At 70.1% G+C, this 15,053-nt stretch carries 11 protein-coding genes; 1 reads left to right on the forward strand and 10 read right to left on the reverse strand.

All coding sequences use genetic code 11. The features are described from left to right. Window position 1: 1 nt before the first annotated feature. The 10 genes from VLY81_RS04230 to VLY81_RS04275 all read right to left on the reverse strand — a co-directional run bounded on the left by VLY81_RS04230 (window position 2) and on the right by VLY81_RS04275 (window position 12,924). The gene (locus VLY81_RS04230) at window positions 2–928 is read right to left on the reverse strand and encodes an ABC transporter permease (protein ID WP_324669782.1); all 927 of its coding nucleotides are present in this window, start codon (window positions 926–928) and stop codon (window positions 2–4) included. A 116-nt stretch (window positions 929–1,044) separates the two neighbouring features. Then, the gene (locus VLY81_RS04235) at window positions 1,045–2,196 is read right to left on the reverse strand and encodes a peptide ABC transporter substrate-binding protein (protein ID WP_324669783.1); all 1,152 of its coding nucleotides are present in this window, start codon (window positions 2,194–2,196) and stop codon (window positions 1,045–1,047) included. 51 nt (window positions 2,197–2,247) lie between these two features. Then, window positions 2,248–2,718: an ABC transporter substrate-binding protein gene (locus tag VLY81_RS04240; RefSeq protein WP_324669784.1), complete on the reverse strand. Its 471-nt coding sequence runs from the start codon at window positions 2,716–2,718 to the stop codon at window positions 2,248–2,250. A 337-nt stretch (window positions 2,719–3,055) separates the two neighbouring features. Then, window positions 3,056–3,775: a hypothetical protein gene (locus VLY81_RS04245; protein ID WP_324669785.1), complete on the reverse strand. Its 720-nt coding sequence runs from the start codon at window positions 3,773–3,775 to the stop codon at window positions 3,056–3,058. 44 nt (window positions 3,776–3,819) lie between these two features. Then, the gene (locus VLY81_RS04250; protein WP_324669786.1) at window positions 3,820–4,536 is read right to left on the reverse strand and encodes a response regulator transcription factor; all 717 of its coding nucleotides are present in this window, start codon (window positions 4,534–4,536) and stop codon (window positions 3,820–3,822) included. A 73-nt stretch (window positions 4,537–4,609) separates the two neighbouring features. Beyond that, window positions 4,610–6,121 (reverse strand): sensor histidine kinase, encoded by a 1,512-nt coding sequence (locus tag VLY81_RS04255; RefSeq protein WP_324669787.1) that lies wholly within the window; start codon window positions 6,119–6,121, stop codon window positions 4,610–4,612. Between the two features lie 161 nt (window positions 6,122–6,282). Continuing rightward, window positions 6,283–7,701: a glycoside hydrolase family 57 protein gene (locus tag VLY81_RS04260; protein WP_324669788.1), complete on the reverse strand. Its 1,419-nt coding sequence runs from the start codon at window positions 7,699–7,701 to the stop codon at window positions 6,283–6,285. A 1-nt stretch (window position 7,702) separates the two neighbouring features. Further along, on the reverse strand, window positions 7,703–9,112 hold the full coding sequence (locus tag VLY81_RS04265; protein WP_324669789.1) for a glycosyltransferase family 4 protein: 1,410 nt from the start codon (window positions 9,110–9,112) through the stop codon (window positions 7,703–7,705). Window positions 9,113–9,120: 8 nt separating this feature from the next. Continuing rightward, entirely contained in the window at window positions 9,121–11,616 is a 2,496-nt protein-coding gene (locus tag VLY81_RS04270) for a mannose-1-phosphate guanyltransferase (protein ID WP_324669790.1), read from the reverse strand. A 219-nt stretch (window positions 11,617–11,835) separates the two neighbouring features. Further along, window positions 11,836–12,924, reverse strand: coding sequence for a M42 family metallopeptidase (locus VLY81_RS04275; RefSeq protein WP_324669791.1), 1,089 nt, complete (start codon window positions 12,922–12,924; stop codon window positions 11,836–11,838). Between the two features lie 249 nt (window positions 12,925–13,173). Here VLY81_RS04275 and VLY81_RS04280 point away from each other — a divergent pair, with 249 nt between their 5' ends. Next, window positions 13,174–15,024 (forward strand): glycoside hydrolase family 13 protein, encoded by a 1,851-nt coding sequence (locus VLY81_RS04280; protein WP_324669792.1) that lies wholly within the window; start codon window positions 13,174–13,176, stop codon window positions 15,022–15,024. Window positions 15,025–15,053 lie beyond the last annotated feature (29 nt).

Raw genomic sequence — 15,053 nt, forward strand, 5'->3', positions numbered from 1 at the left:
CTCAATCCGCGGCCTTTCCGAGACGGATGCGTGGGTCGACCAGGGTGTAGGCCAGGTCGACCAGCAGATTGAGCCCGACCAGCAGCACCGAGTAGAAGACGGTGGTGCCCATGATGAGCGGGTAGTCGCGGTTGTATACGCTCTGGACGTAGTACTTGCCGAGCCCCGGGATGCCGAACATGGTCTCCACCACGAAGGTGCCGGTGACGATGCCCGCCGTCAGCGGCCCCATGATGGTCACGATGGGCAGGATGGCGTTGCGCAGGGTGTGGCGACGCAGCACCTCACCCGACGACAGGCCCTTGGAGCGGGCGGTGCGGATGTAGTCCTGCCCCAGCACCTCCAGCACGCTGGTGCGCATGAGCCGGGTCTGCCCCGCCAGCATGCTGACGGCCAGCGTCAGCGTGGGCAACAGCGTGTGGATGGGCGTCTCCCACCGCGCCACCGGCAGCCAGCCCAGCTTGACGCCGAAGACGTACTGGGCGATGGAGCCCACCACGAAGTTGGGCACCGAGATGAAGACGAGAGCCAGGAAGACCGCCGCGTAGTCGGGCCAGCGATTGTGGTGAAGCGCCGCCACCGTCCCCAGGGCCAGCCCGGCCGTCAGCCCCACGGCCAGCGCCTGCAGCCCCAGGTGTGCGGAGACCGGGAACCCCTCGCGGATCATGTCGGTGACGGTGCGGTTCATCTGGCGCATGGAGTAGCCCAGGTCGCCCCGCACCAGGTTGCCCAGGTAGGTGAGGTATTGCTGCCACAGGGGGCGATCCATGTTGTACTTCTTCAGCATCAGCTGGTGGATCTGCGGCGTCAGCTTCTCGCTGGAGAAGGGATCGCCGGGCACCAGGTGCATCAGCACGAAGGTCAGGGTGGCGATGAACCAGAGCGTCACCACCGCGTAGACCAGGCGTCTCGTCACGTAGCGAAGCAACGAAGCTTACCTCCCGGATGGGCCTCCAGCGGGCACAGGTTCGGGGCCGTGGGCCCCATGCCCACAGCCCCGAGCAGAGTCGACGAGCCCCGCAGGGGGCGCCGTTGCCGTGCCCCTCAGCGGGCGACGGCTGGCACCTCGTAGCCCAGCTCCTGCAGGCCCTCCCGCAGCAGCTGGCGTGCCAGCTGGACGTTGGGCCGCAAGGGGAAGAGCTGCCCGACGCGCCCCTGGAAGGCCCCGCCCTTGGCCGCATCCGTGATGACCGGCGGCGTCAGGGACGTGGCCGGGTAGGAGCCGTTGCGCAGCACCCGATCCGCGAACGCCTGGCGGTCGATGGCCAGGGCGATGGCCCGGCGCACCTTGGCGCTCTTGAGGACGGGGTGCTCGACGTTGAACTCCCAGTAGAAGGCCGAGCCGTCAGGCCAGGGCTCCTGCAGATCGGGGTGGTTGCGGTAGACGTCGACGAAGCGGGAGGAGACGCCGGCGATGTCCAACGAGCCCTGCTCGTAGAGCTGCAGGGTCGTGCCCACGTCCTGGATCATGTCGAAGTGGATGCGCTGCAGCTTGACGCTGGCGGCATCCCAGTAGCGCGGGTTCTTCTCCAGCACCAGCTCGTAGCCGTGGGTCCACGAGGCGATGCGGAACGGCCCGGAGGCGCCCATCTTGTCCGCGTCGGCTGCGTACCGCTCGCCGTAGCGCTCCACCAGGTGTCGCGGCGCCGGCAGGAAGCTGATGAACGTGGTCAGCTCCAGGAAGAGCGGGTTGGGCTCCTCCAGCGTCACCTGCAGCGTGCGCTCGTCGAGGGCCTTGACTCCGAAGGTCTCCAGCGCCGCGTCGATGTCCTCCTCCGGATCCATCCGGGCGATGGCGCTGCCGTTTTGGATGCCGGCCAGCTCCATCATGAACTGGTACTGGGATGCGGTGCGGGGATCGATGACCCGCCGCCACTGGTAGACGAAGTCCTCCGCCGTGATGGGCGTACCGTCGTCCCACGTGGCCTGCCGCAGCTTGAAGGTGTAGACCCGCCCGTCGGGTGAGACGGTCCAGCTCTCCGCCAGCCCGCTGCCCGGCTTGATGGAGCCGTCCGGGCCCTTACGGGCGAGCCCCTCCAGGGTGGCGTTGAGGATCAGGAAGGAGACCGTGTCGGTCGACGTGGCCGGATCGAGGTCGGGCGGCTCCTCGCCCAGGTTGAGGTTGAGGTACATGGGCGAGTCGCCACCGGGCCGGCCCTCGGTGTAGGCCCACTTGTACTCCGCATCGGCGCCCACGGCTCGGCGGACGACGCCCTTGACCCAGGGCTTGTAGAGCGAAAGGCGGGATCACCAGTAGATGGGGGCGATGGGCGCCTCCTCGGCCAGGATGCGCTCCGCCTCCACGAAGTACTGCATGCGGCGCTCCTGGTCGGTGGTGCTCTTGGCGAGCTCGATGAGCTCGTCGTAGCGGGCGTTGCTCCAGCCCGGGTCGTTGAAGGCACCGCCGGTGACCCACAGATCCAGGAAGGTCAGGGGATCGTCGTAGTCCGGCCCCCAACCCGCGAAGGCGATGGCGAAGCTCTTATTGCGCATGCGCTCCAGGCGGGTCTTGAAGTCCATGTACTCCACCTGGATCTCGATCCCGAGGTTGGTGCGGATCATCTCCTGGAGGGCCTGGTTCATGGTGCGGACCGTGTCCGAGGTGTCGCTGATCATGACCAGGGGCGGCAGGGGCTTGGGCGCTGCGGCGAGGGCCGCGCCGGCGGCCAGGACCATGACGGCCACGGCCGCGCCCATCACGGCTAGCAACCGTCGCAACGGGCTCCACTCCTCTCAGATGGTGCGTCGTCCGGGTTGCGTCGACTGCGACGTCGCCTCGGAGCCGGCGCGGCGACCGCCGGGGCGAGGCCGGATAGAGGGGGTGCGTCCGGCCGCTGTCACCTCCTGGCCAATCGACGTGATTTCGATTGATGTCGAAAGGCTCTGACGGGCGGTTTACGACCCGGCGGTCACATCTCCTGCTGGTCCCACGAATGGGGGCTGTATACATGATCGGGCCGGCCGGCCCCGCGCCGGCCGGCCCGCCAGCTCGACCGTAGACGGCGACCCGCGGTCGCCAGGGTCGCCAGGGTCGCCAGGGTCGCCAGGGCGCGGGTCAGGCGCGCGGGACGGCTGGCGACGAGGGCGCGGCGGCCCCCGCGGGCGCCCGCGAGGCGGAGGCCCGCACGAACCCTTCGTAGAGCAAGACGGCTCCCACCAGCTCGCCGACGTACAGCCCCGGCAAGCCGAAGCGGCTCAACGTGCCCCCGATGGCGGGCGCCAGGCCACCGGCGGCGATGAGCACGTTGCCGATCATGCGATCCCGGGAGCCGCCACGCCGGTAAAACTGCCATGCCGAGTAGGCCGCCCCGCCCACCAACAGCAGCGTGCCGTAGACGTTGAAGAAGGGCGTGAGCACCCGTACGCCCGGCGAGACGATGACCCGGCCCGTCAGTTCCACGCCCTGAGCCGCTGCCGGGTCGAGCACGGCCGTCATGACCCGCCAGGCCGCGAAGGCCGATCCGGCCAGCAGCAGTACGGTCAGGGCGTCCGCCACCCTCGGCCGCAGCAGCAGATAGGCGGTGCCCTGCCCCAGGTAGGCGGCCACCAGCACCGCTCCGCTCAGGTACCACAGCCGAAAGCCCAGATCGGTGAAGCCGAAGAGGGCACGATGCACCTCGGCCCAGCCGCCCACCGCGTACATCACCAGGCCGATGCCCCAGAAGAGATGATGCGGCCTCCGGCGTTGCCGGTAGCGCCGCAGCACCAGGACGGCCAGAACGCTGCTCGTCAGCCCCGCGGCCGCCGGCACCACGGCGTGCAGCCACGACGCCATGCCATGCCCACCCCTCTCGTTCGCGTGCCCGCGTCATGAGATGCTCAGGGCTGGCCGTCGCCGGACTTGAAGTCGTGCACCATGTTCTGCCGTACGGCGTAGGCGGCCGCCTCCGCCCGGTTGGCCAGGCCCAGCTTGCTGAGGATCATGGAGACGTAGTTGCGCACCGTCTTCTCGCTCAGGAAGAGGGTCTCGGCGATCTCCCGGTTGGTCTTGCCCTGGGCGATGAGGGCCAGGATGCGGCGCTCCTGGATGTTGAGCTTCTCGTGGGGCGGCTGCTCGTCGGCGCTCATCATGCGGACGCGCTCGAGGAGCTTGCCCGTCACCGAGGGGTCCAGCAACGACTCGCCGCGGGCGACGGTGTGGATGGCGTCCACCAGCTCCGTCGAACCCACCTGCTTGAGGACGTAGCCGCTGGCTCCCGCCATGACGGCGCCGAAGACGGCCTCGTCGTCGGGGTAGGAGGTGAGCATGATCACCTTGACCTCGGGGTGGCGCTCCCGGATGCGCCGGCAGGCATCGACCCCGTTGACCTCGGGCATGCGGATGTCCATGACGACCACGTCGGGGAGCAGGCGATCGACCATCTCGATGGCGGCCGCGCCCGAGGAGGCCTCGCCCACCACCTGAAACTCCGGGTAGCGCTCCAACAGCGAGCGCAGCCCGATCCGCACCACCTCGTGGTCGTCGGCGATGAGGATCCGGACCACCTTGGACCCCTCGGGTCGGTGGGGTCCGCCCCCCGCCTGCGTCGTGGCCATCCGCTCTCCATCCCTCTCCTGCCGATGCTCGTTCGCCCGCGGCGGCCGTGGCACCGGCCCCGTGCCGGGGGCCTCAGGCGCCGATGCCGTGGCCGGGGCTCACCCCCGGTACGCTGGCGACCGCGGTGCGCCCGGCCCGCTGCGGCCCGGCGGGCGGCGCCGGGAGCGGCACCCTGACGATGACCGTGGTGCCCTCGCCGGGCCGGCTGTCGATGTCGAGATCGCCGCCCAGGATCGCGGCGCGCTTCTTCATGTTGGAGAGGCCCCACCCACGAGCCTGCCCGGCCGCCGACGGATCGAAGCCCCGCCCGTCGTCCTGGACGTAGAGCACGAGCTCGCCCTCGTCCCCGGGGTGCAGACCCACCTGGATGCGCTGGGGCTGTCCGTGACGCGCGGCGTTGCTGACCGCCTCCTTGACGATCTGGGAGAGCTCGTTGGCGGCGGCCGGGCTGAGCGCCTGCTCGTCGACGGCTCCCATCTCCAGCGAGATGGGCAGGTGATAGACCCGGGAGGCCTCGTTGACTACCGCGCGCAGCTTCTGGGCCAGGGTCAGCGCCGTCTCGCCGGGCAGGCGCAGGTCCATGATGTAGCCCCGCACGTCCTGGATGATCTCGTTGACCCGTGAGACCATGTCGGTCAGCGAGCTCCGGGCTTGAGCCGTCAAGCCCCGATCCAGCTGGTACGCCGTGTTCTCGAGACCCAGCCCCAGGGCGTACAGCGACTGGATGACGCCGTCGTGGAGCTCACGGGCGATGCGGTCCCGCTCCTCGAGGATGGCCCGCATGCGCCGCACCTCTTCCAAGCGCTGGGCCGCCTCGATGTCGAAGACCTCCATCACCCGGATCATGAAGGCGGCCATCCCCAGCCCGGCCAGCGCGCGCACCACCTCGACGGGCACCCCGGTCCACTGGAAGAAGCGGTCGGCATTGAGGGCCGTCGAGGGGAAGAAGCCTGCCTCGGGCACGATGACACCGGCCGCCACCCCGTAGGCGCCGAAGGCGATGATGGCCCAGCGCAAGGGCCGCACCAGGTGGGCGCCGTTTTGCTGGCGCAGCACGTCGATCTGGGTCGACAGGGCCGCGCCCGCCAGCACGGCGCCGGGCAGCGCCAGCAGGTAGCGAGACCAGGTGTCGCTCACCACGAGCCACTGCTCGTAGGTGGGGGGCAGGGCCAGCACCGGGTAGAGGAAGAAGCTGAGCGCCCACACCGCCGTCACCAGCACCGGCAGTGCCCGCAGCCACCCCAGCCGGGGCCAGCGGTCCGCCAGCACCTGCACCCCAAAGGCGATGAGGAAGGCGAAGGTGAGCGCGTTGAGCAGCGCGTGCAGGGCCTGCAGGGTGACGATGATGGCCTGCGGCGTGTAGCTGCGCTGGATGGGGATGAAGACCTCGCCCCAGCTGGCCAGCGCCTGCAGGATGCCGAAGGTGCCCAAGAGCGGCAGATGACGGGCCACGGGCAGGCGGCTCGGGTGGCGGGAGTAGAGCGCGATGCTGAGCCCCATGGCGAAGAAGGCCAGCCCGTAGGCGAACTGCACCACCATCATGTTGGCCCGGAAGAACTCCACCAGGGCTTGCTTGAGTGCCATCGTCGCGCTCGCGGCCTCGCCTCGTCCTCCCCGGGACACCCGGGCGCTCGGCGGGGCCCGTGTCCCGGACCTTTGCCCCAACTCGCTGACAGTTGGCACCATTGAAACAACGGTGCCTCGATCATTGTACCACAGGTCAGGGCAATGCCGGGAAAGGCGTCTCAGTGCCGGCGGCCGGGCCTCGGGCGAGGCGGGGAGGGAGGGGCGACGAGCGGCGCGTCGGGGAGTGACCCGGATGCGGCCACTTCCTGGCGCCCGTCGGTACCGGTCGCGACCGCCATGCCCGCGGCCACCGCGGGCAGCTCCGGGCGACTGACGCCCCGGCGCACCGGGGTGGGGCCCTCGCCGGGCAGGTAGCGCACCTCACCCGTCAGGAAGGCGTCCATGGCCACCAGGAAGTTGCGGTAGACCTGCTGCAGCTCGTGGATGATCCCCAACGGTCCCAGCTGCCACCACTCGCGGGGCGTGAAGTAGGCCGACACCTCCGCCTCCGAGCCGAAGCGGCCGAACCACTGGATCAGGTGGAGGTTGTCGGATTGCAGCAGCCAAAGGGCCAGGTCGACGATGGCGGGGTCCCGGGTGAGCAGGGCCTTGTGGTAGACGTGGTGCATCAGCTGAAAGATGGCCTGCTGGGCCGGATTGCCCAGGAAGAACTCGACGCCTCCCTCGCCTGCCCACGTGGTGGGGAAGGCGGGAAGGGGCAGGTGGTGACTGCGCGGCCCCAGGCGCTCGATGGCCTCGCTGGCCAACAGTGGTCCGACGCCCCGCCGCTGGAGCTCCCCCGGGAGCGCCCGCATGAACTCGAAGATCCCCGTCTCCTTCCAGTGATGCTCGCCGAAGGTCTCGAAGTCCCAGCCGATGGTGACCAGGTCGCCCTCGGTCTCCGCCACCCAGCGTGCGTACGTGTCGGCGAAGAGCGGCCACAGCGGCCATGATCGGTTGGAGAACCGGTAGCCCACGTCGTCGCTGAGGCGGTAGTGGCGGGTGAGCAGGTAGAGCTCCTTGGTGTAGTGATACAGGTACGAAGGCTGGCGCCAGCCCATCACCCACGGGCGCCCGTCCATGAAGGCCCCCCGGAAGCCCGCGCGCACCAGCGCGAAGTAGATGTCGTTGGATATGAACATCTCGGTGGTGTCGGTCACCACCGGCGCTCGCCGCAGCCCGAAGAGCCTGCGCACGTAGTCGGCCGCTTGCCGCATCCGCCGCCAGAACGCGTCGATGTCGACGTAGAAGAGGAAGCTGTGGTAGGGCTCGACGTTGATGAGTTCGGCGTTGGGGTGCTGAACCAGCCTTTGAAAGCGCGCCAGCAGTTCCTCGTCCCACATCTCCGCCTGGCGAAGGAAGGAGAGGGAGAAGCCGATGCAGACCTTGAGGCCGCGGTCGGCCAGCTCCAGGAAGAGTTGCGACGCGGGGCGGTAGCACGTCCGCGCCACCTTCTCGAAGTAGCGGCGGTTCATCCGCTCATCGAAGAGGCAGCGCTCGATGTCACGGGGCACCGCCCCCCGGGGGATGGGCTGCGCGGGAAGCTTGAGCCGACGGGGCTGGTGGACCACCGTGTAGACGACCAGGTGCTCCGCCACGCTACAAGGCCTCCTCCGCCGCAGCCGCTGCCTCCCTCACCCGGCCGGGCTCCTCGGCCTCGACGGCCCGGGCGGTCGGCCAGCGCACCCCCTGCAGCTGCGCGGCGAAGTCGAGCTTGTCGAGCATCCCCTCGATGACCCGGGGCCAGACGAAGCGGGCCGCCGTCTCGTGGCCGTTGCGGCGCAGGCGCTCCCCGAGGCCGGGGTCGTCCTGCAGGCGCGCCACGCCGTGGGCAATCTCCCGCGCGTCGTCGGTCTCGATGACCAGCGCGTTGTGGTAGGCCACCGCGTAGTCCTCTCCCGTGGCCCCCGTCACGGCCACCCCGCCGGCGCCCATCACCTCGAGGCCCACCAGGCCGAAGGGCTCGATGCCGCTGTTGGCCAGGACCGCGTCCGCCGCTCGGTACAGGGCCCGCAGGAGGCCGTCCGGGACGAAGAACTTCAAGTTGAAGACGTCCACCGTCGGGTGGGCGGCCAGGACGTCCCCCAGGCGCGCCGCGGTCATCTCGCCCTCGGCGTGCACCGGCATGACCGAGAGTCCCAGGGCCTGGGCTCGCCCCAGCACCTCGTACTCGTGGGGCTCGATGCCGCCCCGCATCACCAGGCGCGGTGCCCGCCCCATGGCCTTGAGCTGGGCCACCGCCTCCATGGCCATCAGCCAGCGCTTGTCGGGGTCGAAGCGACCCACCTTGATCAGCAGCAGACGCCCGCCACCCGCCTCGAGGCCGCGGCGCAGGGCCGACACCTGCCGGGGGTGGACGGGGGCCAGCGCCTCGGGAGCGATGCCGTTGGGGATGACCAGGGGATTGACCCCCCGGCCCCACATGACGTGCTTCATGTATCGGCTGACGGTGGTCAGCGTCGTGACGTAGCCGAGGCGCCCCCAGTTGACGCGGTCGAAGCCCATGGTGTTGTTGGCGTTCCACAGGAGCAGGGCATGGTGCCGCAGGCCCGCCATCCAGAGCCGGTCGCTCACCTCGCAGATGGCGTGAGCCGTGTGCCACTCCTCGGCCAGCACCACCAGCGCCCGGCCGGACCGTACCGCCGCCGGGGCGAGGCGCTCCGCCACCAAGTCGGGCACGGTCTCGTTGAAGTCGTACAGCTTCTCGTTCTCGCCCTCGTACACGCCCTGGGGGTAGTACCGGCTGATCCACTGGCACCACCGGTAGAGCCGCAACAGGCCCCCCTCCTGCTCCTCGTACCCCGGCCGATCGGGGCTGCCGACGAAGATGAGGTGGGTGCGGTACCCCAGGCGGGCCAGCGACTGGGCCAGCTGGCTCACCCGCACCCCCAGCCCTCCGGCCCGGCTGTAGGGGTCCGGGCCCTCGAAGGAGAGGAGCACCAACTCGGTGCGCTCCGGCGACAGTCGGGTCGTCTGGCCGTTGGCCGGCCGGCTCTCCGCTGGGCTCACCGCGCCCGTCAGGCCCCCTTCTTCTGCAGCTCGCGGATGCGATTGGCGTAGCGCCCGATGAGCTCCGTCGCGTCCGTGGGGCTCTTGCCTTCGGCGATGAGGTGGAAGACGGGCTCGGAGGCATCGGGCAGGGCGAGCACCCATCCGCGCTCGTAGAACATCTTGATCCCGTCGATGTACTCCGCCTCCCGGGCCGACACGGCCTCCCGTGCCAGCAGGCGCATCACCCGGCCCTTCTGCTCCCAGGGGCACTCGATGGCTTGCTGCTGCACGTAGAAGGCCGGCACCTGGGCCACCAGCTCCGACAGGCGATGGCCCTCGGCCAGCGCGAGCAGCACCCTGCCCAGGGCCACCACCGCGTCCTGGGTAAGGTGAAACTCGGGGAAGACGAATCCACCTCGGGTATCGCCTGCCACGACCATATTGTCCCGGTGGGCGGCGGCCAGATGCATGAGGGCCCGCGCCTCGTGCTTGGTGCGCAGCACCTGGGCGCCGTGCTGGCGAGCGATCTGATCGATGACACTCGGTGCGCTGACGGGCACCCCGATGAGGCCACCGGAGCGGCCCCTCAGCGCCACCATGGTCACGAGGGCCAGGAGTCGCTCGTCCTGGATCCCCTGACCCTGCTCGTCGACCAGGTAGAGGCGCTCGCCGTCGTCGTCGATGAGGGCGCCGGCGTCGGCGCCCAGCATGGCCACGGCCCGGCCCAGCTCCTCCAGGAGCCTCGCCCGCTCCTCCCGGCTGCGGGGGGCCCGGGCAGGATCCGGATAGGGGTGCAGCGCCACCACCTCGAGGCCCAGCCGCGCCAGCAGGCTCGGCAGGACCGTGGAGAGGCGCCCGTAGGCGTAGTCGACCACCAGCTTGAGCCGCCGGCGGACGATGCGGGCCGGGTCGACGAAGGCGTAGAAGGCGTCCACGTAACTTTCCAGGACCCGGGCGGGAAAGTCGAGCGTGCCCACCTCGTCGGCAGGGGTGCGGCGAAACTCCTCCCGGAAGAAGAGCGACTCGATGCGCCGCTCGACGGGCCGGCCCACGTTGATGCCCCGGTGATCCAGGAACTCGATGAGGGTGCAGGCGGGGTCCCGGGTATCGACGCGCACGTGCACCCCGCCGGCGCACCCCAGCGCCGGGATGGCCCGGCGGGCGATGGTGACCGGCATGGAGCGCAGATCCCGGACATGGGCGCCGACGGTGAGGAAGCCGACGATGAGCGAGCGCAGGATCATCCGGGAGGCCGGATGGTCATCGCGGCTGGTGGTGATGGTGGCCCCCTTGCCCAGGTGCGTGCCGAAGGCGGCGCCCAGTCGCACGGCGAACTCCGGCGTGATCTCGACGTTGGTGAGGCCGCTGACGCCCCGCTCCTTGAAGAGGGACTCCTGCCACGACGAGCCCCAGATGAGGCTCATCGTGACCCGGGCGCCCGCCTCCACCACCTTGTTGGGCCAGAGTTTGACGTTGGCCGCCACCTGGGCGCCCTGGCGCAGCACGCTGCGGTCGCCGATGACGGCGCCCTCCCCCACCATGCAGCCCCGGTCCACCGTCACCTGCTGGGCCAGGATGGCACCGGAGACGTGGGCGCCTCGTCCGATGTAGCCGTTGCTCCAGACGATGGAGCGCTGGATGGTGGCCTGCTCCTCGACCAGGGTGTTGGCGCCCAGCACCGTGTAGCCCAGGATCCGCGCGCCCGGCCCGATGCGGCAGCCGTCGCCGATGACGACGGGGCCCCGCACCTCGGCCGTGGGGTCGATGAGGACGTCCCGGCCGATGCGCACGTCGTTGGCCAGGCGCCGTCCGGGCAGCTCGATGTCGACGAGCCCCTGCAGCACCTGCTCGTGGGCCTGGCGGTAGGCCCCGATGTGGCCGATGTCGCACCAGTAGCCCGACGCGACGTAGCCGTAGATGGGGGCCCGCCTCTTGAGCAGGGCGGGGAAGACGTCCTGGCTGAAGTCCACCGGGCGGGAGGCCTCCACCGACTTGAGCACCTCGGGCTCCAGCACGTAGATGCCCGAGTTGATGGTGTCGGAGAAGACCTCCCCCCAGCTCGGCTTCTCCAGGAATCGGCGGATGCGCCCCTCGTCATCGGTCACCACGATGCCGTACTCCAACGGGTTTTGGACCCGGGTGAGCACGATGGTGGCCAGCGCGCCCCGCTGGCGGTGGAAGGCCACCGCCGCGGAGAGGTCGATGTCGGTCAGGGCGTCGCCGCTGATGACGATGAAGGGCTCCTGTCCCACGAACTCCTCGCACCGCTTGACGCTGCCGGCGGTGCCCATGGGCGTCTCCTCGACGGAGTAGCTCAGCCTCACGCCCCTCTCCGTGCCGTCGCCGAAGTGGCTGCGGATGTCGTCCCCCAGGTAGTAGAGGGTGGCGCGGACATCTAGTACCTGATGCCGTCGGAGCAGCAGCAGGATGTGGTGGAGGATGGGCTGGTTGACCACCGGCACCATCGGCTTCGGTCGCTGCACCGTCAGGGGACGAAGTCTCGTCCCTTCTCCTCCGGCCATGACGATGGCCTTCAAAGAGCGAGATCCCCCTTCTCGGCGAGAGACGAGCGACGGGTGCGTCGGGTACGGCGAAGGTAGGACAGGCGATTCTGACTGCTATCCTATCACCTCGTCTGATGGCGGTTCAATCCGCTTGACGATCAAAAACACGCTTCGAATCACGCCGCTTTTTGAAGCCATGCTCCCCTTTTCATCGTGAGCCGTCGTCTCGACGGTCCGTCAGCCCCGGATGCGGCCCAACGCCGCCTCGTCCAGCGCCCGCACCACGGCCGTCACCAGCTCGGCGGCCGCCTCGAAGTCGCCCAGGTCGATGATGCTGGAGCCGGTGTGGATGTAGCGCGAGGGCACCCCGATGACCAGCGAGGGCACGCCCCGGCGCCAGATGTGGAAGCGCCCCGCGTCGGTGCCGCCGCCGGGCATCACGTCGAACTGGTAGGGGATCCCCTCACGCTCGGCCACCTCGATGACGAAGTCGCGCAGCCGCCGGTGGGGCACCATGGACGCGTCGTACAGGGTGATGGCCGGCCCCTTGCCCAGTTTGGCCTGGGCATCCTCGACCCGCACGCCCGGGGTGTCGCCGGCGATGCAGACCTCCAGCGCGAAGGCCACGTCGGGCTCGGCCGCGTCGACCACCGTCGCCGCGCCCCGGAGCCCCACCTCCTCCTGCACCGTGCCGGCCGCGATCAGGGTGTTGGGGTGACCCGTCTCGGCCACCCGGCGCAGCACCTCCACGGCCAGGGCGCAGCCCACGCGGTCGTCGAAGGCCTTGGCCATGGCACGCCGGCCCCCGGCCAGCCGTGTGAAGGGACCATGGGGCACCACCGGGTCGCCGGGCCGGATGCCCAGGGCCTCCACCTCGGCGCGGCCGGAGGCGCCGACGTCGATGAACATCTCCTTGCGCTCGACGACCTTCTTGCGGTCGTCGGGGGAGAGGATATGCGGGGGCTTGCTCCCGATGACCCCGGGGACGGGCCCGTCCTTGCCCATCACGACCACGCGCTGGGCCTGCATAACCTGCTCCCACCAGCCGCCCAGCGTCTGAAAGCGGATGAATCCCTCATCGGTGATGGAGCTGACGAGGAAGCCGATCTCGTCGAGGTGGCCGGCTACCAGGAGACGGGGCCGCGGCGCGTTGCCCCGTCGCACCGCCATGACGCTGCCGAGGTTGTCGGTGCTCACCTCGGCGTACGGGCGGAGGTGGCGCTGCATGGTCTCGCGCACGGGATCCTCGAAGCCGGGCACGCCCAGGCTCTCGGTCAACTCTTGCAGCAACTGGATGGTTCGCTCGGGGATGGTGCGATCCGTCACGCCTGACCGCTCTCCTCTCCGGTCTTCGCCGTCTCGACGCCTCCGGCCACGCCCGGTCGGAAGCGTCGGTGCCAGCCGTGGCACCGTCGGGTCTTCGCCAGGCCCGGCGGCGATGCCTTCCCCGGACGTGGCAGGAGCATCCTGTACGATTCCCGAAAACCCGGCCTGGTTCGAGGCTTCCCGGCCGGGCAGAATCGTTGTGTGTACGCCCCGGATCGCGGGTGACCTCGAGCGTGCGGACGAGAGGCGATGGCCATCGTGCGTGTCGACTCCGTCGAACGGCTGGCCACGTTGCTTTCGGCAGGTCGTGTGCACCACGTGCCCGGCGCGGACGGTGCCCTGACGCGATGGGGCCGGGGGCGCCGGCTCTACGTGCGCCTCGCCTGGTCCGGCGATCGACCGCCGCGTCGGGTGTGGCTGGCCTGGGACGACGGCGCCCTGCGCCGAAGGCCGGCCGTGATGGTGGCCGGCGGTCGCGGCCGCTGGGAGTATCTGGCCTGCATCGAGCCCGCGCGGGGCACGGTCGCCTACCAGGCGGAGGCCGAGCTCGACGGCCCTGACGGGTCGAGGGTAGGCCCTGCGGTCTTCTACGGGCCCGATGCCGCGGACGGGCCGTCGGTGAGCCGATCAGCGGCGGGATGGTGGCGGGTCGACGTCGACGCCCTGCCGCCCTTCGACGTCCCCGGCTGGACCCGGGGTGCGGTCCTCTACCAGATCTTCCCCGACCGCTTCTACGACGCGGATCCCGCCAACGACCCCCCCGGCACCGAACCATGGGGAGGGGAGCCGACCTTCTACAACTTCTTCGGGGGTGACCTGGAGGGCATCCGCCGCCGGCTCGACTACCTGCAGGCCCTGGGTGTCGGCGCCATCTATCTCAACCCCATCCACCAGGCGCCGTCCAACCACCGCTACGACGCGTCGGACTACCTGAGGGTCGATCCCGCCCTGGGCGGGTGGGACGACTTTCGCCGGCTGGTGGAGGCGGCCCACCGCCGACGGATCCGCGTCATCCTCGATGCCGTCTTCAACCATACCGGCGAGACGTTCTGGGCCTTCCGCGACGTGGTGCGCAGGGGGCCGGAGTCGCCCTACTACGGCTGGTATCATGTGCACGAGTGGCCCATTCGGCGGGATCCCCCCAGCTACGAGTGCTGGTGGGGGCTGCCCCACCTGCCCAAGCTCGATACGACCCATCCCGAGGTGCGGTCGTACCTCTTCAGCGTGACGCGGGCCTGGATGGAGGCCGGCATCGACGGCTGGCGGCTCGACGTCCCCAACGAGCTGGAGCCGGGCTTCTGGGAGGAGTGGCGCAGGCTCGTCAAGTCGCTCAACGCCGACGCCTACATCGTCGGGGAGATCTGGCACGACGCCGACGAGTGGCTGCGCGGCGACCGCTTCGATGCCGTCATGAACTACCCCCTGCGCGACGCGCTCGTCGACTTCTTCGTGCACCGCCGCATCGAAGCGGCCGCACTGCGGGACCGCGTCGAGGGGCAGCTGCGTCGCTACCCGCCCCCCGCCGTGCACAACCTGATGAACCTCCTGGGCAGCCACGACACCGAGCGCATCGCCACGGTGGCGGGCGGGGATCGGCGGGCTGTCGAGGCGATGATGCTGGTGACCATGACGTGGCCGGGGGTGGCGACCATCTACTACGGCGACGAGGTGGGCCTGACCGGGGGCAAGGATCCCGAGTGCCGGCGGTGCTTCCCCTGGGACGAGCGTCAGCAGGACCTGCAGCGATGGCGATGGGTCCGGCGGCTGGCGCACCTGCGGCGAGCGTTGCCGGCGCTGGCGGCCGGTGAGCCGGTGGCGGTAGGGTGCACGTCGGACGATGTGCTGGCCTTCGGCCGGCTCGACGCCTGGCAGACGGGCCAGGCCGCCGTGGTGGTGGCCGGACGCAACGAGTCACCCCTGCGCCTGGAGCTGGATATCGGTGATCCGCTGGCCGACGTGGCCCGTCGCGATCCGAGGTGGCCCGGCACGTGGGTCGACCTGCTCGGCTGGCGGACCGTGACGGGCGACCGACGGCTCGTGGTGGAGCTGGCGCCGTGGGGCCGGGTGATCCTGGTGCCGCGCTGGACCCTTGGACGGTGACGGGGGGCGATGGGCCCGCCCGTGCGATG

It is taken from the genome of Limnochorda sp. LNt, assembly GCF_035593265.1.
Lineage (GTDB): Bacteria > Bacillota > Limnochordia > Limnochordales > Geochordaceae > Geochorda > Geochorda subterranea.

Bases quoted from the DNA above. Each gene is read 5' to 3' on its own strand.
- VLY81_RS04245 (WP_324669785.1), bottom strand. From the start codon at position 3,775: ATGGCGTCGTGGCTGCACGCCGTGGTGCCGGCGGCCGCGGGGCTGACG.
- VLY81_RS04250 (WP_324669786.1), bottom strand. From the start codon at position 4,536: ATGGCCACGACGCAGGCGGGGGGCGGACCCCACCGACCCGAGGGGTCC.
- VLY81_RS04255 (WP_324669787.1), bottom strand. From the start codon at position 6,121: ATGGCACTCAAGCAAGCCCTGGTGGAGTTCTTCCGGGCCAACATGATG.
- VLY81_RS04270 (WP_324669790.1), bottom strand. From the start codon at position 11,616: ATGGCCGGAGGAGAAGGGACGAGACTTCGTCCCCTGACGGTGCAGCGA.
- VLY81_RS04280 (WP_324669792.1), top strand. From the start codon at position 13,174: ATGGCCATCGTGCGTGTCGACTCCGTCGAACGGCTGGCCACGTTGCTT.